Here is a 19,755-nt window from a genome sequence, read left to right as displayed (position 1 = left end):
ATGGCAAGTCACGATTTACAATTTACGCGTAATATCGGTATCATGGCTCACATCGATGCTGGTAAGACAACAACTTCTGAACGTATTTTGTTCTATACAGGTAAGACTCACAAGATTGGTGAGGTGCACGATGGTGCAGCTACAATGGACTGGATGGCACAAGAGCAGGAGCGCGGTATCACAATTACATCAGCTGCAACAACTTGTAACTGGAACTATCAAGGAAAGTCATACAAGATTAACTTGATTGATACTCCAGGACACGTTGACTTTACTGCTGAGGTAGAACGTTCACTCCGTGTACTCGATGGTGCAGTAGCTACTTACTCTGCAGCTGACGGTGTTCAGCCACAGTCTGAAACTGTATGGCGTCAGGCAGATAAATACAACGTACCACGTGTTGGTTACGTAAATAAGATGGACCGTTCTGGTGCTGACTTCTTCGAAACAGTAAGCCAGATGCGTGATATCTTGGGTGCAAACCCACTCGCTGTTCAAATCCCTATCGGTGCAGAAGAAAACTTCAAGGGTGTAGTAGACCTTATTAAGATGAAGGCTATCCTTTGGCACGACGAAACAATGGGCGCTGAATATAGCATAGAAGATATTCCTGCTGATTTGGCAGACGAAGCTGCTGAATGGCGTGAAAAACTTCTCGAAGGTGCTTCAAACTATGATGATGAAGTAATGGAACTTTATCTCGAAGGTAACGATGTTCCTGAAGAGAAGTTGATGGCTGCAATCCGTAAGGGTTGTATCGCTATGGAATGTTGCCCAATGATTTGCGGTTCTTCATACAAGAATAAGGGTGTTCAGCCATTGCTCGACTATGTATGTGCATTCCTCCCTTCACCAGTGGATACTCCTGCAGTAGAAGGTACAAACCCTGATACAGAAGAAGCAGATGTACGTAAGCCAAGTGTAACAGAACCAACTTCTGCACTCGCATTTAAGATTGCTACCGACCCATTTATGGGACGTTTGGTATTCTTCCGCGTTTACTCAGGTAAGGTTGTTGCAGGTTCATACGTTTACAACCCACGTTCAGGCAAGAAAGAACGTATCAGCCGTTTGTTCCAGATGAACTCTAATAAGGAAATTCCTATGGAGTCAATCGACGCTGGTGACATCGGTGCAGGTGTAGGTTTCAAGGATATTCGTACAGGTGATACACTCTGCGATGAGGCTGCACCAATCGTACTCGAATCAATGACCTTCCCTGATACCGTTATTTCAATCGCTGTTGAGCCTAAGAGCCAAGCAGATATTGCTAAACTTGATACAGGTTTGCAGAAGTTGGCTGAAGAAGACCCAACCTTTACCGTACGTACAGACGAGCAAAGCGGTCAGACCATCATCTCAGGTATGGGTGAGCTCCACTTGGACATCATCATCGACCGTTTGAAGCGTGAGTTTAAGGTTGAATGTAACCAAGGTAAGCCACAGGTTAACTATAAGGAAGCTATTACAAAGGCTGCTCAGAGCCGTGAAACTTACAAGAAGCAATCAGGTGGTCGTGGTAAGTTCGCTTGTATCGATGTAACTATCGAGCCAAAGGACGAAGACTACAAGGAAGGCGACTTGCAGTTTATTAACGTGGTTAAGGGTGGTAACGTTCCTAAGGAATTTATCCCTGCAGTAGAAAAGGGCTTCAAAGATTGCTTGAGCAACGGTGTACTTGGTGGTTTCCCTATCACAGGTTTGAAGGTTACTTTGACCGATGGTTCTTTCCACCCAGTTGACTCTGACCAGTTGTCATTCGAACTTGTTGCTCACCAAGCATTCAAGAAACTTTGCCCTCAAGCAGGTCCTGTTCTTATGGAACCTATTATGAAGGTAGAAGTTGTTACCCCAGAAGAAAATATGGGTGACGTAATCGGTGACTTGAACAAGCGTCGTGGTCTTGTACAGGGTATGGAAGAAGCTCGCAGCGGTGCACGCGTAGTTAAGGCTATGGTACCATTGTCAGAAATGTTCGGTTATGTAACAGCACTCCGTACCATTACTTCAGGTCGTGCTACTTCATCTATGGAGTACGATCACCACTCTCCAGTTTCTGCAAGCCTTGCTAAGGAAATCTTGGAAGAGTTGCACGGTAACGCTGACCTCGTAAAGTAAAAAGATAACAAAGTTGGGAACATCTTCATAGCGAATGACTCTTATGAAGATGTACCCCATACTTATTCTATAACAATTAAATTCAATAAAAACAATGAGTCAAAAGATTCGTATTAAGCTTAAGTCTTACGACCACCAGTTGGTTGATAAGTCAGCTGAAAAGATTGTGAAGGCTGTAAAGACAACAGGTGCTATCGTTAGTGGTCCTATTCCATTGCCAACACACAAGCGTATTTACACTGTAAACCGCTCTACATTCGTTAACAAGAAGTCACGTGAGCAATTCCAACTCTCTGATTTCAAGCGTCTCATCGACATCTATAGTTCAACTCCTAAGACAGTTGACGCATTGATGAAGCTTGAGTTGCCATCAGGTGTAGAAGTAGAAATCAAGGTGTAATAACGCACTACGAAAGCAAAATTATTAAGAATTTAAATTATTAAAATTAATTGAAATGCCAGGATTATTAGGAAAGAAAATCGGAATGACATCCGTTTTCAGTGCCGATGGTAAGAATGTACCATGCACTGTTATTGAAGCTGGTCCTTGTGTTGTAACCCAAGTTAAGACAATCGAAAAAGACGGTTACAAGGCTGTTCAGTTAGGTTTCGGCGAAGCTAAGGAGAAGAGAACTTCTAAGCCACAGCAGGGACACTTTAAGAAAGCCGGCACAACACCAAAGAAGCACTTGGCCGAGTTCAAATTTGATGAGGAGTACAACCTCGGTGATACCATTACTGTAGAATTGTTCAACGACACTAAGTTTGTTGACGTTGTAGGTACATCTAAGGGAAAAGGCTTCCAAGGCGTTATGAAGCGTCACGGATTCGGTGGTGTAGGTCAGTCTACTCACGGTCAGGACGACCGCGCTCGTAAACCGGGTTCTATTGGTGCTTGTTCTTACCCAGCAAAGGTTTTCAAGGGTATGCGCATGGGCGGTCAAATGGGTGGTGATAGAGTTACTACTCAAAACCTTCAAGTGTTAAAGGTAATTCCAGAACACAACCTCATCCTTGTTAAGGGTAGCGTGGCTGGATGTAATGGTTCAACCCTTATAATAAATAAGTAATGGATATTAACGTATTAGATATTAAAGGTCAGGAGACCGGCCGTAAGGTTACTCTTAACGAGAATATCTTCGGAATTGAGCCAAACGATCACGTACTCTACCTCGATGTAAAGCAGTATCTTGCTGACCAACGTCAGGGAACAGCTAAGTCAAAGGAAAGAAGTGAACACACTGGTTCTACACGTAAGTTAGGTCGTCAGAAGGGCGGCGGCGGTGCACGCCGTGGTGACATCAACTCACCAGTCCTCGTAGGTGGTGGTCGCGTTTTCGGTCCTACACCTCGCGATTATAGTTTCAAGCTCAACAAGAAAGTTAAGGTTCTTGCTCGTAAGTCTGCATTGGCTTACAAGGCACAAGACGAAGCAATCGTTGTAGTTGAAGATTTCAACTTTGACGCTCCAAAGACTAAAGATTTTATAACTTTTACTAAAAATCTTAAAGTTGAGGGCAAGAAAGTGCTTGTAGTTTTGCCAGAAACTCAAAAAAATGTATATTTGTCAGCTCGTAATTTGGAGAAGGCACAAGTTACTACAGCAGCAATGGTAAATTCATACGCAGTTTTGAATGCTGATGTTGTTGTAATTACTGAAAATTCTCTCAAGACAATCGACGAAATCTTAAATAAGTAAAATAGGAGACAGTAAGAATTATGGGATTTATCATTAAACCAGTGGTCACTGAAAAGATGGCCAAGATTACCGACAAGTCTTCTGCAGACAGAACATTAGTGGCATTGAACGAGAAGTCAGCTAAGGCACACAATGCAACAACTGAAACTCGTAGCTATGTTGTAAAAAACAAGCGTCATCCTGAAGGTTTGAAGAAGGAAAAGACAGTTTTCACTTATGTTAAGCCTGCACAGCCTAAGTATGGTTTTATCGTTAAGCCAGAGGCTAACAAGCTTGAAATTAAGAAGGAAATCGAAAGTCTGTATAATGTTACAGTAGTTGATGTGAATACTGTTCGTTATGCTGGTAAGCGCTCATCACGCTATACTAAGGCAGGCCTTGTGAAAGGTCAAAAGAACGCATTCAAGAAGGCTATCGTCACTCTAAAGAATGGCGATGAAATTGATTTTTACAGCAATATTTAAATAAAAAATGGCAGTACGTAAATTAAATCCGGTTACACCGGGACAAAGACACAAGATTATTGGCACGTTCGAGGATATTACTGCATCCGTGCCAGAGAAGTCTCTCGTTTACGGTAAGCGTTCTACTGGTGGTCGAAACAACACTGGTAAAATGACAGTTCGCTACATTGGTGGTGGTCATAAGAAGAAGTTTCGTTTCATCGACTTCAAACGAGAGAAAGATGGTGTTCCAGCTGTAGTTAAGACAATCGAGTACGATCCTAACAGATCTGCTCGTATTGCCTTGTTGTACTACGCTGATGGTGAAAAACGTTACATTATTGCTCCTAACGGACTGCAAGTAGGTGCTACATTGGTGTCAGGCGCAGATGCTGCTCCTGAAGTAGGTAACACTCTTCCGCTTGCAAACATTCCTGTTGGTACTGTAATTCATAACATTGAATTGCGTCCAGGTCAGGGTGCTTTGCTCGTTCGTTCGGCTGGTAACTTTGCTCAGCTTACTTCTCGTGAAGGCAGTTATTGTGTTATTAAGCTCCCTTCTGGCGAAACACGTCAGATTCTTTCAGCTTGTAAAGCTACAATTGGTAGTGTAGGTAACTCTGACCACGCACTTGAACAGTCTGGTAAGGCTGGTCGCTCACGTTGGTTGGGACGTCGTCCTCACAACCGTGGTGTTGTTATGAACCCTGTAGATCACCCAATGGGTGGTGGTGAAGGCCGTCAGTCAGGTGGTCACCCACGTTCTCGTAAGGGCTTGTACGCTAAGGGTCTCAAGACTCGCGCACCTAAGAAGCTTTCAAACAAGTACATTATTGAAAGAGCTAAAAAGAAGTAAACAAAGTAATTAAGAGTAAATTATGAGTCGTTCATTAAAAAAGGGTCCATACATCAACGTATCACTCGAAAAGAAAATTCTCGCTATGAATGAGAGTGGTAAGAAGACTGTCGTAAAGACATGGGCCAGAGCATCAATGATTTCCCCAGAATTTGTGGGTCACACTGTTGCAGTTCATAACGGAAATAAATTTATCCCTGTTTACATTACTGAGAATATGGTAGGCCACAAGCTCGGAGAGTTCAGCCCTACACGCCGTTTCGGTGGTCACTCTGGTAATAGAAAGTAACAGGTCATAACCCTTAGAAAAAGATAAATATAATGGGAGCAAGAAAACATATAAAGGCTGAGGAGCGTAAACAAGCCCTCAAAAGCCAGTATTTTGCAAAGCTCAAGGACTGCCCTTCTTCTCCACGTAAAATGCGCTATGTTGTAGATATGGTTCGTGGTATGGAAGTAAATCGTGCCTTAGGTGTACTAAGGTTCTCAAAGAAGGCAGCTGCTCAGAATGTAGAGAAACTTCTACGCTCAGCTATTGCTAACTGGGAAACCAAAAATGACCGCAAAGCTGAAGACGGTGAACTTTATATCTCTAAGATCTTCGTTGATGAAGGTGTTACAATGAAGCGCATGCGTCCTGCACCACAGGGCCGTGGCTATAGAATTCGTAAACGTTCTAACCACGTCACACTTTTCGTAGATGCAAAGTCTGACGCTAACAATGATAAATAAATAGTAGAATGGGACAGAAAGTTAATCCAATAAGCAACCGCTTAGGTATTATCCGCGGTTGGGAGTCAAATTGGTTCGGTGGCAAGGATTTCGGAGATAGCCTCTTGGAGGATAAGAAAATCCGTACATACTTGAATAAGCGCCTCGAAAAGGCAAGCATTTCTCGTATCGTCATTGAACGTACATTGAAGCTCGTTACCATCACTATTTGTACAGCCCGTCCAGGTATTGTTATTGGTAAAGGTGGTCAGGACGTAGATAAGCTCAAAGAAGAATTGAAGAACCTTTTCAAAAAGGAAATTCAAATCAATATCTTTGAAGTGAAGAAGCCTGAACTCGATGCAAACATCGTGGGTAACAACATCGCTCGCCAGGTAGAAGGTAAGGTGGCTTACCGCCGTGCTATCAAGATGGCTGTTGCTAACACAATGCGCGCTGGAGCTGAAGGTATTAAAGTTCAAATTACAGGTCGTCTGAACGGTGCCGAGATGGCACGTAAGGAAATGTTTAAGGAAGGACGTACTCCTCTCCACACATTCCGTGCAGACATCGATTATTGTCAGACAGAGGCTCTTACTAAGGTTGGCCTCTTGGGTATTAAGGTTTGGATTTGCCGTGGAGAAATTTACAACAAGGTAGACCTCACTCCTAACTTTACTCAAGAAAAGAGTAACGCACGTACAGGTAACTCTGGAAACGCACGCTCTGGACGTGGTAATCGAAGAAGAAACAATAACCGTTAAAAGTAGAAGCTATCATGTTACAGCCAAAAAGAGTAAAATATAGAAGACCTCAAGATGGACGCGGTAATAAAGGTAACGCCCACAGAGGTACGCAATTGGCTTTTGGTTCGTTTGGTATCAAGACACTTGAACCAAAGTGGATCGATAGCCGACAGATTGAGGCAGCTCGTATTGCGCTAAACCGCTATATGAACCGTCAAGGTCAGGTCTGGATTAGAATTTTCCCTGATAAACCAATTACTCGTAAGCCAGCCGATGTGCGTATGGGTAAGGGTAAGGGTGACCCAGCAGGTTGGGTTGCACCAGTTACCCCAGGTCGTATTCTCTTTGAAGTAGAAGGTGTAAGTTTCGATATTGCTAAAGAAGGTCTCCGCCTCGCAGCACAGAAACTTCCAGTAAAGACAAAGTTTGTCGTAAGACGTGATTTCGATAAAAACGCTTAAGAAAGATGAAGATTAAAGAAGTAAAACAACTCGAAACCAAAGAATTGGTTGAGAAGATAGAAAATGCTGAAACAGCTCTTGATAAGATGAAGCTGAATCATCAGGTTACTCCACTTGAGAATCCATCTCAGATTAAGGTTGCTCGTCGTGACATCGCACGTATGAAAACAGAACTTCGTCAGAGAGAACTTAATAAATAACAATGGTCCAGATGGAAACAAGAAATTTAAGAAAAGTAAGACAGGGTGTCGTAACTAGCAACAAAATGGATAAAACCATCGTTATTGCAGCAAAGTTCAAGGAAAAGCACCCTATATATGGTAAGTTTGTCCAGAAGACAAAGAAGTACCATGCTCATGATGAGAAGAACGAAGCTAACATTGGCGACACAGTTCTCATTATGGAAACTCGTCCTTTGAGCAAAACAAAGAGATGGAGATTAGTTCAAATAGTAGAAAAAGCTAAGTAATTATGATACAGTCAGAATCAAAACTTACAGTATGTGATAACAGCGGTGCACGTGTAGCTAAATGTATTCGTGTACTTGGCGGTACTCGCCGTCGTTACGCAAGTGTTGGTGACGTTATCGTAGTTGCAGTGCAGAACGTCATCCCATCAAGTGATATTAAGAAAGGTGCAGTATCAAAAGCTTTGATAGTACGCACAAAGAAGGAAATCCGTCGTGCTGATGGTTCATACATCCGTTTCGACGACAACGCATGTGTATTGCTTAACAATGCGGGCGAAATTCGTGGTAGCCGTATCTTCGGCCCTGTAGCTCGTGAATTGCGTGCAGTAAATATGAAGGTTGTTTCTTTGGCACCAGAGGTTCTTTAATTTAAAAAACGAAAAGTAAAATGGCAAAATTCCATATAAAGAAAGACGATCAAGTTATCGTTCTTGCTGGCTCTGATAAGGGCAAGACTGGTAAGGTGCTCAAAGTTCTCGTTGATAAAGAACGCGTACTTGTAGAAGGAATCAATATGGTTTCAAAGAGCACAAAGCCATCTGCAGCAAACCCACAAGGTGGTATTGTAAAGCAGGAGGCACCTATTCATATCTCAAATTTAAGTCTCATCGATCCTAAGAGCGGTAAGGCTACACGTATCAAGATTGAACGTGAAGGCAAGACTGTTAAGCGTATCGCTAAAAAGTCAGGGGAGGTAATTAAGTAATGAATACAGCACAGTTAAAGAATGTGTATAAGGAGCAAATCGCTCCTGCACTCCAGAAGCAATTCAATTATACTTCTGCTATGCAGATTCCTGTCTTGAAGAAGATTGTTATCAATCAAGGTTTGGGAGATGCTACTCAAGATAAGAAGATTATTGAAGTTGCTATCAATGAAATCACAGCTATTACAGGTCAGAAGGCAGTAGCAACATACTCTCGCAAGGATATTGCTAACTTCAAGCTTCGTAAGCAGATGCCTATCGGTGTTATGGTAACATTGCGTCGTGAGCGTATGTACGAGTTCCTCGAAAAGCTTGTACGTGTGTCTTTGCCACGTATCCGTGACTTCAAGGGTATCGAAAGCAAGTTTGATGGTCGTGGTAACTACACATTGGGTATCACAGAGCAAATCATCTTCCCTGAAATTAACATTGATCAGGTAGATCGTATTCAAGGTATGAACATTACATTCGTAACTTCAGCTCAGACTGACGAAGAAGGTTATGCTCTCTTGAAGGCATTTGGTCTTCCATTCAAGAACGCTAAAAACGATTAAGAGATATGGCAAAAGAATCAATGAAAGCTCGCGAAGTAAAGCGTGCAAAGCTCGTTGCTCGTTACGCTGAAAAGCGTGCAGCTTTGAAAAAGATTATAGCTACTTCTGAAGATCCTGCTGAAGCATACGAGGCAGCTCGTAAGCTCCAAGCTATTCCAAAGAATGCTAACCCTATCCGTCTTCACAATCGCTGTAAGATGACAGGTCGTCCTAAAGGTTATATCCGTCAGTTCGGTCTTTCTCGTATTCAGTTCCGTGAAATGGCTTCTCAGGGTCTCATTCCTGGCGTAAAGAAGGCAAGCTGGTAATTCATTTATTGCGTTATGTGTTCTTGCAAAAGAGGACATAACGCATAAATGTTACAAAAGATTTTTTTTAATATTGTCGGGGAAGTCCCGATTAATTAAACATTTATATTTTATGACAGATCCAATAGCAGATTATCTGACCAGACTCAGAAACGCAATCATGGCTCATCACCGTGTTGTTGAGGTTCCTGCGTCTAACTTGAAGAAGTCTATCACAAAGATTCTCTTCGAGAAGGGATACATCCTTAACTACAAGTTTGTAGAGGATGGTCCACAGGGTACTATCAAGGTCGCTTTGAAGTACGACCCAGTTACAAAGCAGAATGCAATTAAGCATTTGAAGCGTGTATCAAGCCCAGGTCTTCGCCAGTACACTGGTTACAAAGACATGCCGAGAGTTATTAACGGACTTGGAATTGCAATTATTTCAACGTCTAAAGGTGTAATGACTAACAAAGAAGCAGCTGCTGAGAAAATCGGTGGTGAAGTTCTTTGCTACGTTTATTAATTGGAGGATTTGAAATGTCAAGAATTGGAAAATTACCAATTAGTATTCCTGCAGGTGTTACAGTAACATTGAAGGATGATGTAATTACAGCTAAAGGTCCTAAGGGCGAACTCTCACAGTATGTTAACCCTTCAATCAAGACCAATATTGAAGAAGGTCAGATAACTTTTGAGGTTGATGAAAATAGCCCAGTAAACTACAAACAAAAGCAAGCTTTCCACGGTTTGTATCGTTCACTCGTTAACAATATGATTGTTGGTGTTAGTGAAGGTTATAAGAAAACATTGGAACTTGTAGGTGTAGGTTACCGCGTTTCAAATCAAGGTAATTTGATAGAGTTCTCGCTCGGTTATACTCACCCTATCTTTATTCAGCTTCCTTCAGAGGTTAAGGTTGAAACAAAGAGTGAACGTAACCAGAACCCTATGCTTATGCTTGAATCAGCTGATAAGCAATTGTTAGGTCTTATTTGTGCAAAGATACGTTCTTTCCGTAAGCCTGAGCCTTACAAGGGTAAGGGTATCCTATTCCAGGGAGAGGTTATTCGTAGAAAGTCTGGTAAATCAGCTGCAGCTAAGTAACTTTAATAAATCAGTACGATTATGACAACTAAGAAAGAACAAAGAAGACTTAAAATAAAGTTCCGCATTCGTAAGAGTGTGAACGGCACTGCAGAACGTCCTCGTTTGAGCGTTTTCCGCAGTAATAAGCAGATTTATGCACAGGTAATCAACGACCTTACAGGCACTACTCTCGCTTCGGCTTCTTCAGCTGGTCTCGAAAAGATGGCTAAGATTGAACAAGCAAAGAAGGTAGGCGCACTTGTAGCTGAAAAGGCTGCAGCTGCTGGAGTTCAACAAGTAGTGTTCGACCGTAACGGTTATCTCTATCATGGTCGCATTCAGGCTTTGGCTGACGCTGCACGTGAAGGAGGACTTAAATTCTAAACGATTATGGCAATGAATAAAGTAAAAGTAAATAGTGACGTAGAACTCAAAGACCGTTTGGTTGCGATTAACCGTGTAACAAAGGTTACAAAAGGTGGACGTACTTTCACATTTGCAGCTATCGTCGTTGTAGGTGATGGTAAAGGCGTTATCGGTTGGGGTCTTGGTAAGGCTGGCGAAGTAACAGCTGCTATCCAAAAGGGTACAGATGCTGCAAAGAAAAACCTTGTTAAGGTTCCTGTATTGAAAGGCACAGTTCCTCATGAAGCTGAAGCACGTTTTAGCGGTGCTCAAGTTCTCATCAAGCCAGCTGCAGCTGGTACTGGTCTTAAGGCCGGTGGTGCTATGCGTGCTGTATTGGAGAGCGCAGGTATTTCTGATGTGATTGCAAAATCTAAGGGTTCATCAAATCCACATAACCTTGTTAAGGCTACAATTGCTGCTCTCGCTCAAATGCGTGACGCATATACAGTAGCAGGTGAACGTGGTATTGGTATGGATAAAGTGTTTAACGGTTAATTAAAGGAGAAATAAAATTATGGCAACTATTAAGGTAAAGCAAATTAAGAGCCGTATCAACGCTCCTAAAGACCAGAAAGCAACTTTGACAGCACTTGGACTTCGCAAGATTGCACAGGTTGTTGAAGTAGAAGATACTCCAAGCATCCGTGGTATGATTCGCAAAGTACATCATCTGGTATCAGTAATTGATTAATCAATCTTTTAAAAAGAAATAAGAATTATGAAATTAAATAATTTGAAACCAGCAGCGGGTTCTACTCATTCACGTCGTCGTATTGGTCGTGGTCCAGGTTCTGGACTCGGTGGTACTTCTACACGTGGTCACAAGGGTGCTAAGTCACGCTCTGGTTATAAGAAAAAGATCGGTTTTGAAGGTGGTCAGATGCCACTTCAACGCCGTGTACCTAAGGGTGGTTTCAAGAATATCAACCATAAGGAATACTTGGCTGTAAACTTGGACACACTTCAGGCAATCGCTGAAAAGAAGAATCTTACAAAGATCGGATTGGCTGAACTTAAAGAAGCTGGTTTGACAAATGGCAAGTGCCTTGTTAAGATTCTGGGTAATGGCGAATTAAAATTGAAGGTTGATGTTGAAGCAAATGCCTTCTCAAAGACTGCTGAAGAAGCTATCAAGGCAGTTGGTGGTAACACAACTATAATCTAAGTTAATGAAAAAGTTTATTGAGACACTGAAGAACTGTTGGAAAATCGAGGATTTGCGCAAGCGACTCCTCGTGACCATTCTGTTCACAGCTATTTACCGTTTTGGCTCGTTCATAGTACTTCCAGGTATTAATCCGAGCTTGTTGGAAAAATTGCAGTCACAGACAGCTGGCGGACTTATGTCGCTGTTGGACATGTTCTCCGGTGGTGCATTCTCCAATGCGTCTATCTTCGCATTAGGAATTATGCCATACATCTCAGCTTCTATCGTTATGCAGCTCGTTGCTATCGCTGTACCTTATTTCCAAAAGATGCAGCGTGAAGGCGAGAGCGGTCATAAGAAGATAAATTGGTATACTCGTATCTTGACAGTGTTCATTTTGCTGTTCCAAGCACCTGCGTACCTCTTTAACCTTAAAGCACAGGCAGCAGGAGCATTGGCAACTGGTGTCAGTTGGACTGCTTTTATGATTCCTGCAGCCTTTATCTTGGCAGCAGGTTCAATGTTTATCCTATGGTTGGGTGAACGTATAACCGATAAAGGTATAGGAAATGGAGTCTCAATACTCATCATGGTTGGTATCATTGCCCGACTTCCACAAGCTTTCTTCCAAGAAGTTAGTAGTCGTTTCACTGCTATTACAAGTGGTGGTATCGTGATGTTTATTGTTGAAATCATCATTCTCTATGGCGTTGTATGTGCAGCTATCCTCTTGACGCAAGGTACTCGCAAGATACCAGTGCAGTATGCTAAACGTGTAATCGGAAATAAGCAATATGGTGGTGCTCGCCAATACATTCCTTTGAAGTTATTTGCAGCCAACGTAATGCCTATCATCTTTGCTCAAGCATTGATGTTTATACCTTTGGCAATTGTTCAGTATTCTACTGACAATACAAGTACTGTACTTCAGTCTTTGATGAATACAAAGAGTTTGCTTTATAACTGTGTATATGTATTTTTGATTATCGCATTTACATATTTCTATACAGCAATGACTCTCAATCCTACTCAGATGGCTGAAGATATGAAGAGAAACAACGGCTTTATTCCAGGCGTTAAGCCAGGTAAAGACACAGCGGAATATATCGACACTGTAATGACTCGTCTTACATTCCCTGGTTCTCTTTTCATTGCTTTCATCGCCGTTATGCCAGCCCTTGCACATTTATTGAATGTTCAAGATTCATTTAGCCAGTTCTTTGGTGGAACATCTTTGTTGATTCTTGTCGGTGTTGTTATTGACACACTTCAACAAATCGAATCACACTTGATGATGCGTCACTATGATGGTCTTTTGAACTCAGGACATACAAGAGGCAATGCTGGAGTTGCAGCATATTAAAATCATTTTCTTGTAAATAATATTTTATTTCGAGATATTGATGATAAGTTATCTAATGTGGAAGTCCAATCAAACTTTAACATTTGGTTGGCTACCACATTTGATGCTACAAAGCGATATTGTTCTGCAACATTGTAAATATAGCGAGTTCTTATTTCAGTATTCGAAGTAAAACTTATAAAAGTAAAATTTTTAAATATGGCAAAACAAACTGCAATTGAGCAGGACGGAACTATTTTGGAAGCACTTTCAAATGCAATGTTCCGAGTAGAGTTGGAAAACGGTGTTGATATAACAGCACATATTTCTGGTAAGATGAGAATGCACTACATCAAGATTCTCCCTGGTGATAAGGTGAAAGTCGAGATGAGTCCATACGACTTAACAAAAGGCAGAATAGTTTTCAGATATAAATAATACATCAAAATATGAAGACAAGAGCATCATTAAAGAAGAGAACAGCTGACTGTAAGATAGTACGTCGTAAAGGTCGTTTGTTCCTTATCAACAAGAAGAACCCTAAGTTTAAAACACGTCAGGGTTAAAGTTAAAAAAGCATAAAAACTTACGTAGGTAACAAATAATAATTACCTTTGTATGCTTTTTAGCGCAAAATAAACATTTTTAATTAATTCAAATTCAATGGCAATAAGAATTGTTGGAGTAGATTTGCCCCAGAATAAGCGTGGCGAAATCGCATTGACTTATATCTATGGTATAGGTCGAAGTAGTTCAGCAAAGATATTGGATAAGGCAGGTATCAGCCGCGACCTGAAGGTTAGCGAGTGGTCTGATGACCAAGCTGCTAAAATCCGTGAAATTATCGGTGCTGAATTCAAAGTTGAAGGTGATCTCCGTTCAGAGGTCCAAATGAACATCAAGCGTCTCATGGATATAGGTTGCTATCGTGGAGTTAGACATCGTAATGGTCTTCCTGTTCGCGGTCAGAGTACTAAGAATAATGCTCGTACCCGTAAGGGAAAGAAGAAGACTGTTGCTAATAAGAAGAAGGCTACTAAGTAAAATTTAGTTGAGAGTTGAGAGTTGAGAATTTATTATTCGTAGACTTATAGACTTAAAGCTTTTAAACTAAAAAGAAATTATGGCAAAGAAATCAGCAACATCTAAGAAAAGAAATGTAAGAGTTGACGCATTAGGTCAGCTTCACGTACATAGTTCATTTAATAACATCATTGTATCTTTAGCAAATAACGAAGGTCAGGTTATCTCTTGGTCTTCTGCTGGTAAGATGGGATTCCGTGGTTCTAAGAAGAACACTCCTTACGCTGCACAGATGGCAGCAGAGGACTGTGCTAAAGTAGCTTTCGACCTCGGTTTGCGTAAAGTAAAGGCGTTTGTAAAGGGCCCAGGTAACGGCCGTGAGAGTGCTATCCGCGCTGTCAACGCAGCTGGTATCATCGTTACAGAGATTGTCGATGTAACTCCATTACCACACAACGGTTGTCGTCCTCCTAAGCGTCGTCGTGTATAATCACATCTTATAACAATTTAAATTAGAAATAATTATGGCAAGATACATAGGTCCAAAATCTAGAATCGCACGCCGCTTTGGTGAGCCAATCTTCGGCGCAGATAAAGTGTTAGCTAAGAGAAATTTCCCTCCTGGTCAGCACGGAAACAATCGTCGTCGCAAGGTATCTGAGTATGGTGCTCAGTTGGCTGAAAAGCAGAAGGCGAAATATACATATGGTGTACTCGAACGTCAGTTCCGCAATATGTTCGATCGTGCAGCAAAGGCAAGTGGTATTACTGGTGAGATTCTTCTTCAGAGTCTCGAAAGCCGTCTTGACAACGTAGTTTATCGTCTTGGTCTTGCACCAACACGTGCTGCTGCTCGTCAGTTGGTTAGCCACAAGCACATTGTTGTTAACGGTAAGGTTGTTAATATCGCTTCATATTCAGTAAAGCCAGGTGATATTGTTGGTGTACGCGAAAGAGCTAAGTCTCTTGAAGTAATTGAAGCTGCTTTGGCAGGTTTCAACCACAGCAAGTATCCTTGGATTGAATGGGATGAGAACAGCAAGAGTGGAAAGTTCCTCCACCGTCCTGATCGTGCAGATATTCCTGAAAATATTAAGGAGCAGTTAATCGTTGAGTTGTACTCTAAACAATAAAATTCATTAAATTAATGGCGATATTAGCATTTCAAAAACCTGATAAAGTAGTGATGCTGGAGGCTAACGACAAGTTCGGCAAGTTCGAATTCCGTCCTCTTGAGCCTGGCTTTGGTGTTACCATTGGTAACTCTCTTCGCCGCATTCTCCTTTCATCTCTTGAAGGTTATGCTATCAACACTGTTCGCATTGCGGGTGTTGAGCATGAATTCTCTTCAGTACCGGGTGTAAAGGAAGATGTAACCAACATCATCTTGAATCTCAAGCAAGTTCGATTCAAGCAAGTAGTAGAAGAATTCGAGAATGAGAAAGTTAGTATCACCGTAGAGAATTCAACCGAGTTCAAAGCTGGTGATATAGGTAAGTATCTGACTGGATTTGAAGTGTTAAATCCTGATTTGGTGATTTGTCATTTAGATTCAAAAGCTTCAATGCAGATGGATTTGACTATCAATAAGGGACGTGGCTACGTTCCTGCTGAGGAAAATCGTGAATTCTGCACTGATGTAAATGTACTCCCAATCGATTCAATCTACACCCCAATCCGCAACGTAAAATATTCAGTAGAACCTTATCGTGTTGAGCAGAAGACCGACTATGATAAGCTGATTATTGAAGTTGCAACAGATGGTTCTATACATCCAATGGATGCATTGAAAGAGGCTGCAAAGATACTTATTTATCACTTTATGTTGTTCTCTGACGAGAAGATTACTCTTGAAAATCCAGAACAAGAGGGTAACCAAGAGTTTGACGAAGAAGTATTGCATATGCGTCAGTTGCTTAAAACCAAGCTTACTGACTCTACGCTCAACCTTAGTGTTCGTGCGCTCAACTGCTTGAAGGCAGCTGATGTAGAAACACTTGGCGACCTCGTTCAGTACAACAAGACCGACCTCTTGAAGTTCCGCAACTTTGGTAAGAAATCGCTTTCTGAGCTTGATGATTTGCTCGAGAGTCTGAATCTTTCGTTTGGAACTGATATAACAAAGTATAAATTAGACAAGGAATAATGCTTTATGAAGTTTCCGTAGTGTTACAGCTCTACGGAAACTTATAAACTCTCCCTTGCTTAAACAAGTAAAAACAAAATGAGACATAATAAAAAATTCAACCATTTAGGTCGTACTGCAAGTCATCGTAGTGCTATGCTTACCAACATGGCTATCTCTTTGATCAAGCACAAAAGAATCACTACGACCCTCGCAAAGGCTAAGGCTTTGAAGAAGTTTGTAGAACCTCTTATTACACGTGCTAAGGACGATACAACCAACTCACGTCGTGTTGTATTCCGTTATCTTCAGGACAAAGAGGCTGTTAACGAGCTCTTCAAGGAAATCTCTGTTAAGGTAGGCGATCGTCCAGGTGGTTACACACGTGTTATCAAGCTGGGTACACGCCAAGGTGACGCTGCTCCTATTGCTTTTATCGAGTTGGTTGACTATGATGAGAATATGGCTAAGACTCCTAAGGCAGAAGCTAAAAAGACACGTCGTAGCCGTCGTTCTACAAAGAAGGTTGAAGCTGAAGCACCTGCAACAGAAGTTGCTGCAGAAGAAGCAAAGGCTGAATAATCCTTGTAAAATATCTCTTTACAATATAGCGGATATGTCCAAATGGGCATATCCGCTTTTTCGTTTTCTCCTTTTTTATTATCAAGGAGTTGTTGTCGCTTTGCCCATTTTATTGTAAGCATCCAATATTAGCCGCCTTTGTGTAACATTCTTACTTTACTACCTTTGCCCGAAAAACTTATGTTTGTACTCAACGAAACAAATGTTTTTCGGGTTTGTTGCACTCCTGTGGATATGCGTCAGGGTATTCTTCGCCTGTCCCAATTGGTACGCCGCAATGACTTCAATCCTTCTGATGGTGTTGTCTACGTTTTCTACAATCGAGCCCGTAACCGAATTAAATTGCTGCACTGGGAACGCTGTGGTTTTGTCGTGTATCATAAACAGATGGCACAGGGTTGCCTAAGTCCTAAAATCATACGGGCGAGAGCTGGATTTTATGAACTTCGCTGGGACGAATTGGTACTCTATATTGAAGGTATAAATCCTAATTGCTACCGAAGAAAAAGATACAATAAATCTTAGTATTTTCTTGCCAGTGTCAGATATTTTTTGTAATTTTACATCGTATAAAGAACTGATAATGTGATGGATATGCCTTATTGCACAATGACATCTGACTACCATTCTCTCACTCGGGAAGCTGTTGTTAAACTTCTTGAGCAAAGGGATGCTGAGCTTAAGAACAAGGATACTCAACTCAAGAACAAGGATGCTGAGCTTAAGAACAAGGATACTCAACTCAAGGATAAGGATGCTGAGCTCAAGGATAAGGATGCTGAGCTCAAGGATAAGGATGCTGAGCTCAAGGATAAGGATGCTGAGCTCAAGGATAAGGATGCTGAGCTCAAGGATAAGGATGCTGAGCTCAAGGATAAGGATGCTGAGCTCAAGGATAAGGAGGCTGAGCTTAAGATTAAGGATGCTGAGCTGGAACGAAAGTCCCGTCGTATTCTTGAACTTGAGCGCATGGTATTTGGCAGGCGCAGCGAGAAACGCCTGCCTGAGAGTGCAAGCGGCTGGGCGGGTACGCTTTTTGACGAGCAGTGGGCCAAAGAGGGTTCCCTGGCTCAGGTGGAAGCCCTTCCCATCATCAAGGAGATAAAACAGCAGGCCGGACAACGCAGGTCATCACGCCGTGTGAGCCGTCCTTCCAGAAAGGGTAGGGCCTACGCCTCCTATGTTCCCGAGAACATAGAGCGACAGGTGACGGAGATATTTCCAGAGGGTTATGATGCTGAGCGCATGGTCATCATCGGACATGACAGAAGTGAGCATCTGTGTCTGCGTCCCTCATCCTTTTATGTCAGGGTAGAAGATCGTGTCATCTGCCGCCTGAAGGAAGCCCGTCCAACGGATGCGAAGGTCGACATCCTGGAAGCCCCCTTGAAAAAGCAAGCGGTGGATTGTTTTGCCGACGCTTCCCTGCTCGCCGAGATCATCACCGCCAAGTTCGCCTATCACCAGCCCGAGTATAGGCAATGTGAAAGATGGAAGGAACTGGGCGTGAACATCCCCACCTCAACCGTCAATAGCTGGGTTCACGATGCCGCCGATGCGCTTTATCCGCTTTACAAACTTCAAGTAAGACAGATCCTGCAAAGTCCTTATCTTCAAGTTGACGAGACCAGCGTACAGGTTGCCGACCGCAAGGGAAAGACGCGCAAGGGATACCTGTGGGGCGTGCGTGACGCCATGCACTCCCAGGGTGTGTTCTTCCATTGGAAGGACGGGTTGCGGTCGGGCGCTGTGGCAGATGAACTCTTCAAGGGCTACCAGGGTGCCATACAGTCTGATGGGTATGAGGTCTACAGCAGGTTTGAGAACGTTCAGGGCATCGTGCTGTTAGGATGTATGGCACACGTGAGACGTAAGTTCGAACATCTGGCGTCTGACGATAAGAACGCCGCCCATATCATCGAAACGATAGCCACGCTTTATGAGTTGGAGGAAAACCTCAAACACAAGAAAGCACCACCCGAGGAAGTGGAGACAGAACGAAAGGCTAAAGCTTACCCTATTCTTAAGTATTTGGAGACCTATATGTTGGATGTACACAAACAGTACACCCCAGGCGAAGCTATGGAGAAGGCACTGCGTTATGCCTTCGCCGTATGGATACGCATTGGCAGATATGTGCAGGACGGACGCTTCAACATAGACAACAACCTTATGGAACAGGCCATCAGACCCATCACGCTTGGAAGAAAGAACTACCTGTTCTGTGGTAACAATGAGGGAGCGGAGAACAACGCCATCTTCTATACCTTCGTGGCGTGTTGCAGGGAAGCAGACATAGAGCCATACAAATGGATGAAGGAAGTTCTTTCAAGACCCCTGCCCGACATGACGGAGGAGGAACTCACGAAAATGCTACCTTCAAACTTCAAATAACAAATAACCCTTATATGCTGCCAGACATATAAGGGTTATTTGTTGGTGTGAAAGTCGGCTAATATTGGATGCTTACATTTTATTTGGTACTGTCCTTAAAAGTGTGTAAGCTATTCTTCTCTTTTATCCTTGTTATTTCCATTTTCCTTTATTTTCTCCCAACTTTTGAATTGGTATATTTTTCTTTTGTAAGCACTTTTAGTCTCCTCCATTGCTACGGAGCCCAAGAGAAAGATGATCGCTTGTGCTGATGGCATGGATGTTCTTATGTTGATAGTCCTCTTATACTTTCTTTTGAGTCTTTCAATCCAGTTAGTCGTGTATATACACCTTTGCACTTCTTTCGGGAAGTCCATATAGGTGAAGTATGCCATATTTCTTTGTAAGCATCCAATATTAGCCGCCTTTGTGTAACATTCTTGCTTTACTACCTTTGCCCTAAAAACTTATGTTTGTACTCAACGAAACAAATGTTTTTCGGGTTTGTTGCACTCCTGTGGACATGCGTCAGGGTATTCTTCGCCTGTCCCAATTGGTACGCAGCAATGACTTCAATCCTTCTGATGGTGTTGTCTACGTTTTCTACAATCGA

The 19,755-nt window shown here is 42.3% G+C and carries 33 protein-coding genes and 1 pseudogene; 33 read left to right on the top strand and 1 reads right to left on the bottom strand.

The genetic code is table 11. The annotated features are described in order from the left end of the window. The 32 genes from fusA to tnpC all read left to right on the top strand — a co-directional run bounded on the left by fusA (position 1) and on the right by tnpC (position 19,163). Complete coding sequence (gene fusA / locus CZ367_RS03300) at positions 1 to 2,118, top strand: elongation factor G (protein ID WP_077195635.1); 2,118 nt, start codon at positions 1 to 3, stop codon at positions 2,116 to 2,118. Between the two features lie 94 nt (positions 2,119 to 2,212). After that, positions 2,213 to 2,518: a 30S ribosomal protein S10 gene (gene rpsJ / locus CZ367_RS03295; RefSeq protein WP_077195634.1), complete on the top strand. Its 306-nt coding sequence runs from the start codon at positions 2,213 to 2,215 to the stop codon at positions 2,516 to 2,518. Between the two features lie 55 nt (positions 2,519 to 2,573). Next, on the top strand, positions 2,574 to 3,188 hold the full coding sequence (gene rplC, locus CZ367_RS03290; protein ID WP_077195633.1) for a 50S ribosomal protein L3: 615 nt from the start codon (positions 2,574 to 2,576) through the stop codon (positions 3,186 to 3,188). Then, positions 3,188 to 3,817 (top strand): 50S ribosomal protein L4, encoded by a 630-nt coding sequence (rplD, locus tag CZ367_RS03285; RefSeq protein WP_077195632.1) that lies wholly within the window; start codon positions 3,188 to 3,190, stop codon positions 3,815 to 3,817. Before rplC ends, rplD begins: the two co-directional genes overlap by 1 nt. A gap of 20 nt (positions 3,818 to 3,837) precedes the next feature. After that, entirely contained in the window at positions 3,838 to 4,281 is a 444-nt protein-coding gene (rplW, locus tag CZ367_RS03280) for a 50S ribosomal protein L23 (RefSeq protein WP_077195631.1), read from the top strand. A 7-nt stretch (positions 4,282 to 4,288) separates the two neighbouring features. Continuing rightward, positions 4,289 to 5,116 carry a 50S ribosomal protein L2 gene (gene rplB / locus CZ367_RS03275; RefSeq protein ID WP_077195630.1) on the top strand — a complete coding sequence of 276 codons (828 nt, stop codon included), beginning with the start codon at positions 4,289 to 4,291 and terminating at the stop codon, positions 5,114 to 5,116. A gap of 22 nt (positions 5,117 to 5,138) precedes the next feature. Beyond that, a complete protein-coding gene (gene rpsS, locus CZ367_RS03270) occupies positions 5,139 to 5,405 on the top strand; it encodes a 30S ribosomal protein S19 (protein ID WP_077195629.1) in 267 nt (88 codons plus the stop codon). 32 nt (positions 5,406 to 5,437) lie between these two features. Beyond that, positions 5,438 to 5,848, top strand: coding sequence for a 50S ribosomal protein L22 (rplV, locus tag CZ367_RS03265; RefSeq protein WP_077195628.1), 411 nt, complete (start codon positions 5,438 to 5,440; stop codon positions 5,846 to 5,848). Between the two features lie 8 nt (positions 5,849 to 5,856). Next, positions 5,857 to 6,591, top strand: coding sequence for a 30S ribosomal protein S3 (gene rpsC / locus CZ367_RS03260; protein WP_077195627.1), 735 nt, complete (start codon positions 5,857 to 5,859; stop codon positions 6,589 to 6,591). A 14-nt stretch (positions 6,592 to 6,605) separates the two neighbouring features. Further along, positions 6,606 to 7,034 (top strand): 50S ribosomal protein L16, encoded by a 429-nt coding sequence (rplP, locus tag CZ367_RS03255; protein WP_028897576.1) that lies wholly within the window; start codon positions 6,606 to 6,608, stop codon positions 7,032 to 7,034. 5 nt (positions 7,035 to 7,039) lie between these two features. Further along, positions 7,040 to 7,234, top strand: a complete 195-nt coding sequence (gene rpmC / locus CZ367_RS03250; RefSeq protein ID WP_077195626.1) for a 50S ribosomal protein L29 — start codon at positions 7,040 to 7,042, stop codon at positions 7,232 to 7,234. A gap of 2 nt (positions 7,235 to 7,236) precedes the next feature. Next, positions 7,237 to 7,503 (top strand): 30S ribosomal protein S17, encoded by a 267-nt coding sequence (gene rpsQ / locus CZ367_RS03245; protein WP_077195625.1) that lies wholly within the window; start codon positions 7,237 to 7,239, stop codon positions 7,501 to 7,503. A 2-nt stretch (positions 7,504 to 7,505) separates the two neighbouring features. Continuing rightward, a complete protein-coding gene (rplN, locus tag CZ367_RS03240) occupies positions 7,506 to 7,871 on the top strand; it encodes a 50S ribosomal protein L14 (protein WP_077195624.1) in 366 nt (121 codons plus the stop codon). Positions 7,872 to 7,891: 20 nt separating this feature from the next. Next, on the top strand, positions 7,892 to 8,209 hold the full coding sequence (gene rplX / locus CZ367_RS03235; protein ID WP_077195623.1) for a 50S ribosomal protein L24: 318 nt from the start codon (positions 7,892 to 7,894) through the stop codon (positions 8,207 to 8,209). Beyond that, positions 8,209 to 8,763: a 50S ribosomal protein L5 gene (gene rplE / locus CZ367_RS03230; RefSeq protein WP_077195622.1), complete on the top strand. Its 555-nt coding sequence runs from the start codon at positions 8,209 to 8,211 to the stop codon at positions 8,761 to 8,763. Before rplX ends, rplE begins: the two co-directional genes overlap by 1 nt. A gap of 5 nt (positions 8,764 to 8,768) precedes the next feature. Then, positions 8,769 to 9,071 carry a 30S ribosomal protein S14 gene (gene rpsN, locus CZ367_RS03225; RefSeq protein WP_077195621.1) on the top strand — a complete coding sequence of 101 codons (303 nt, stop codon included), beginning with the start codon at positions 8,769 to 8,771 and terminating at the stop codon, positions 9,069 to 9,071. Positions 9,072 to 9,183: 112 nt separating this feature from the next. Further along, positions 9,184 to 9,579 (top strand): 30S ribosomal protein S8, encoded by a 396-nt coding sequence (rpsH, locus tag CZ367_RS03220; protein WP_077195620.1) that lies wholly within the window; start codon positions 9,184 to 9,186, stop codon positions 9,577 to 9,579. 14 nt (positions 9,580 to 9,593) lie between these two features. Continuing rightward, positions 9,594 to 10,160, top strand: coding sequence for a 50S ribosomal protein L6 (gene rplF / locus CZ367_RS03215; RefSeq protein WP_077195619.1), 567 nt, complete (start codon positions 9,594 to 9,596; stop codon positions 10,158 to 10,160). 21 nt (positions 10,161 to 10,181) lie between these two features. Continuing rightward, the gene (gene rplR / locus CZ367_RS03210; RefSeq protein WP_077195618.1) at positions 10,182 to 10,526 is read left to right on the top strand and encodes a 50S ribosomal protein L18; all 345 of its coding nucleotides are present in this window, start codon (positions 10,182 to 10,184) and stop codon (positions 10,524 to 10,526) included. A 6-nt stretch (positions 10,527 to 10,532) separates the two neighbouring features. After that, positions 10,533 to 11,045, top strand: a complete 513-nt coding sequence (gene rpsE, locus CZ367_RS03205) for a 30S ribosomal protein S5 (protein WP_077195617.1) — start codon at positions 10,533 to 10,535, stop codon at positions 11,043 to 11,045. 19 nt (positions 11,046 to 11,064) lie between these two features. Continuing rightward, positions 11,065 to 11,241, top strand: coding sequence for a 50S ribosomal protein L30 (gene rpmD, locus CZ367_RS03200; protein WP_077195616.1), 177 nt, complete (start codon positions 11,065 to 11,067; stop codon positions 11,239 to 11,241). Between the two features lie 27 nt (positions 11,242 to 11,268). Then, positions 11,269 to 11,715: a 50S ribosomal protein L15 gene (gene rplO, locus CZ367_RS03195; RefSeq protein WP_077195615.1), complete on the top strand. Its 447-nt coding sequence runs from the start codon at positions 11,269 to 11,271 to the stop codon at positions 11,713 to 11,715. A 4-nt stretch (positions 11,716 to 11,719) separates the two neighbouring features. Further along, positions 11,720 to 13,060, top strand: coding sequence for a preprotein translocase subunit SecY (gene secY, locus CZ367_RS03190; protein ID WP_077195614.1), 1,341 nt, complete (start codon positions 11,720 to 11,722; stop codon positions 13,058 to 13,060). Between the two features lie 198 nt (positions 13,061 to 13,258). Further along, complete coding sequence (infA, locus tag CZ367_RS03185) at positions 13,259 to 13,477, top strand: translation initiation factor IF-1 (RefSeq protein ID WP_004352768.1); 219 nt, start codon at positions 13,259 to 13,261, stop codon at positions 13,475 to 13,477. Between the two features lie 11 nt (positions 13,478 to 13,488). After that, the gene (rpmJ, locus tag CZ367_RS03180) at positions 13,489 to 13,605 is read left to right on the top strand and encodes a 50S ribosomal protein L36 (protein WP_077195613.1); all 117 of its coding nucleotides are present in this window, start codon (positions 13,489 to 13,491) and stop codon (positions 13,603 to 13,605) included. 97 nt (positions 13,606 to 13,702) lie between these two features. Beyond that, positions 13,703 to 14,083, top strand: coding sequence for a 30S ribosomal protein S13 (gene rpsM / locus CZ367_RS03175; RefSeq protein ID WP_004335770.1), 381 nt, complete (start codon positions 13,703 to 13,705; stop codon positions 14,081 to 14,083). A 79-nt stretch (positions 14,084 to 14,162) separates the two neighbouring features. Continuing rightward, positions 14,163 to 14,552, top strand: coding sequence for a 30S ribosomal protein S11 (rpsK, locus tag CZ367_RS03170; protein ID WP_077195612.1), 390 nt, complete (start codon positions 14,163 to 14,165; stop codon positions 14,550 to 14,552). Between the two features lie 34 nt (positions 14,553 to 14,586). Then, entirely contained in the window at positions 14,587 to 15,195 is a 609-nt protein-coding gene (gene rpsD / locus CZ367_RS03165; RefSeq protein WP_077195611.1) for a 30S ribosomal protein S4, read from the top strand. 14 nt (positions 15,196 to 15,209) lie between these two features. After that, a complete protein-coding gene (locus CZ367_RS03160) occupies positions 15,210 to 16,208 on the top strand; it encodes a DNA-directed RNA polymerase subunit alpha (protein ID WP_077195610.1) in 999 nt (332 codons plus the stop codon). A 78-nt stretch (positions 16,209 to 16,286) separates the two neighbouring features. Further along, positions 16,287 to 16,769 carry a 50S ribosomal protein L17 gene (gene rplQ, locus CZ367_RS03155; RefSeq protein WP_077195609.1) on the top strand — a complete coding sequence of 161 codons (483 nt, stop codon included), beginning with the start codon at positions 16,287 to 16,289 and terminating at the stop codon, positions 16,767 to 16,769. A gap of 180 nt (positions 16,770 to 16,949) precedes the next feature. Further along, a complete protein-coding gene (gene tnpB, locus CZ367_RS03150; protein WP_077195221.1) occupies positions 16,950 to 17,294 on the top strand; it encodes an IS66 family insertion sequence element accessory protein TnpB in 345 nt (114 codons plus the stop codon). 63 nt (positions 17,295 to 17,357) lie between these two features. After that, the gene (tnpC, locus tag CZ367_RS03145) at positions 17,358 to 19,163 is read left to right on the top strand and encodes an IS66 family transposase (RefSeq protein WP_394334135.1); all 1,806 of its coding nucleotides are present in this window, start codon (positions 17,358 to 17,360) and stop codon (positions 19,161 to 19,163) included. A gap of 110 nt (positions 19,164 to 19,273) precedes the next feature. Here the strand turns inward: tnpC and CZ367_RS03140 are convergent. Further along, a pseudogene (locus tag CZ367_RS03140) lies at positions 19,274 to 19,546 on the bottom strand (transposase); the annotation flags it as partial. A 65-nt stretch (positions 19,547 to 19,611) separates the two neighbouring features. Here CZ367_RS03140 and tnpB (CZ367_RS16630) point away from each other — a divergent pair. Then, positions 19,612 to 19,755 (top strand): IS66 family insertion sequence element accessory protein TnpB (gene tnpB, locus CZ367_RS16630; protein WP_144006011.1); only part of this gene is annotated, 144 nt, incomplete at its 3' end.

The sequence above is a fragment of the Prevotella ihumii genome, assembly GCF_900155655.1.
In the GTDB taxonomy this organism is placed as follows: domain Bacteria; phylum Bacteroidota; class Bacteroidia; order Bacteroidales; family Bacteroidaceae; genus Prevotella; species Prevotella ihumii.
The sequence above is the reverse complement of the archived record's forward strand: the minus strand, read 5'-3'. Positions and strand labels throughout refer to the sequence as shown.

Bases quoted from the DNA above. Each gene is read 5' to 3' on its own strand.
- fusA (WP_077195635.1), top strand. From the start codon at position 1: ATGGCAAGTCACGATTTACAATTTACGCGTAATATCGGTATCATGGCT.
- rpsJ (WP_077195634.1), top strand. From the start codon at position 2,213: ATGAGTCAAAAGATTCGTATTAAGCTTAAGTCTTACGACCACCAGTTG.
- rplC (WP_077195633.1), top strand. From the start codon at position 2,574: ATGCCAGGATTATTAGGAAAGAAAATCGGAATGACATCCGTTTTCAGT.
- rplD (WP_077195632.1), top strand. From the start codon at position 3,188: ATGGATATTAACGTATTAGATATTAAAGGTCAGGAGACCGGCCGTAAG.
- rplW (WP_077195631.1), top strand. From the start codon at position 3,838: ATGGGATTTATCATTAAACCAGTGGTCACTGAAAAGATGGCCAAGATT.
- rplB (WP_077195630.1), top strand. From the start codon at position 4,289: ATGGCAGTACGTAAATTAAATCCGGTTACACCGGGACAAAGACACAAG.
- rpsS (WP_077195629.1), top strand. From the start codon at position 5,139: ATGAGTCGTTCATTAAAAAAGGGTCCATACATCAACGTATCACTCGAA.
- rplV (WP_077195628.1), top strand. From the start codon at position 5,438: ATGGGAGCAAGAAAACATATAAAGGCTGAGGAGCGTAAACAAGCCCTC.
- rpsC (WP_077195627.1), top strand. From the start codon at position 5,857: ATGGGACAGAAAGTTAATCCAATAAGCAACCGCTTAGGTATTATCCGC.
- rplP (WP_028897576.1), top strand. From the start codon at position 6,606: ATGTTACAGCCAAAAAGAGTAAAATATAGAAGACCTCAAGATGGACGC.
- rpmC (WP_077195626.1), top strand. From the start codon at position 7,040: ATGAAGATTAAAGAAGTAAAACAACTCGAAACCAAAGAATTGGTTGAG.
- rpsQ (WP_077195625.1), top strand. From the start codon at position 7,237: ATGGTCCAGATGGAAACAAGAAATTTAAGAAAAGTAAGACAGGGTGTC.
- rplN (WP_077195624.1), top strand. From the start codon at position 7,506: ATGATACAGTCAGAATCAAAACTTACAGTATGTGATAACAGCGGTGCA.
- rplX (WP_077195623.1), top strand. From the start codon at position 7,892: ATGGCAAAATTCCATATAAAGAAAGACGATCAAGTTATCGTTCTTGCT.
- rplE (WP_077195622.1), top strand. From the start codon at position 8,209: ATGAATACAGCACAGTTAAAGAATGTGTATAAGGAGCAAATCGCTCCT.
- rpsN (WP_077195621.1), top strand. From the start codon at position 8,769: ATGGCAAAAGAATCAATGAAAGCTCGCGAAGTAAAGCGTGCAAAGCTC.
- rpsH (WP_077195620.1), top strand. From the start codon at position 9,184: ATGACAGATCCAATAGCAGATTATCTGACCAGACTCAGAAACGCAATC.
- rplF (WP_077195619.1), top strand. From the start codon at position 9,594: ATGTCAAGAATTGGAAAATTACCAATTAGTATTCCTGCAGGTGTTACA.
- rplR (WP_077195618.1), top strand. From the start codon at position 10,182: ATGACAACTAAGAAAGAACAAAGAAGACTTAAAATAAAGTTCCGCATT.
- rpsE (WP_077195617.1), top strand. From the start codon at position 10,533: ATGGCAATGAATAAAGTAAAAGTAAATAGTGACGTAGAACTCAAAGAC.
- rpmD (WP_077195616.1), top strand. From the start codon at position 11,065: ATGGCAACTATTAAGGTAAAGCAAATTAAGAGCCGTATCAACGCTCCT.
- rplO (WP_077195615.1), top strand. From the start codon at position 11,269: ATGAAATTAAATAATTTGAAACCAGCAGCGGGTTCTACTCATTCACGT.
- secY (WP_077195614.1), top strand. From the start codon at position 11,720: ATGAAAAAGTTTATTGAGACACTGAAGAACTGTTGGAAAATCGAGGAT.
- infA (WP_004352768.1), top strand. From the start codon at position 13,259: ATGGCAAAACAAACTGCAATTGAGCAGGACGGAACTATTTTGGAAGCA.
- rpmJ (WP_077195613.1), top strand. From the start codon at position 13,489: ATGAAGACAAGAGCATCATTAAAGAAGAGAACAGCTGACTGTAAGATA.
- rpsM (WP_004335770.1), top strand. From the start codon at position 13,703: ATGGCAATAAGAATTGTTGGAGTAGATTTGCCCCAGAATAAGCGTGGC.
- rpsK (WP_077195612.1), top strand. From the start codon at position 14,163: ATGGCAAAGAAATCAGCAACATCTAAGAAAAGAAATGTAAGAGTTGAC.
- rpsD (WP_077195611.1), top strand. From the start codon at position 14,587: ATGGCAAGATACATAGGTCCAAAATCTAGAATCGCACGCCGCTTTGGT.
- CZ367_RS03160 (WP_077195610.1), top strand. From the start codon at position 15,210: ATGGCGATATTAGCATTTCAAAAACCTGATAAAGTAGTGATGCTGGAG.
- rplQ (WP_077195609.1), top strand. From the start codon at position 16,287: ATGAGACATAATAAAAAATTCAACCATTTAGGTCGTACTGCAAGTCAT.
- tnpB (WP_077195221.1), top strand. From the start codon at position 16,950: ATGTTTGTACTCAACGAAACAAATGTTTTTCGGGTTTGTTGCACTCCT.
- tnpC (WP_394334135.1), top strand. From the start codon at position 17,358: ATGGATATGCCTTATTGCACAATGACATCTGACTACCATTCTCTCACT.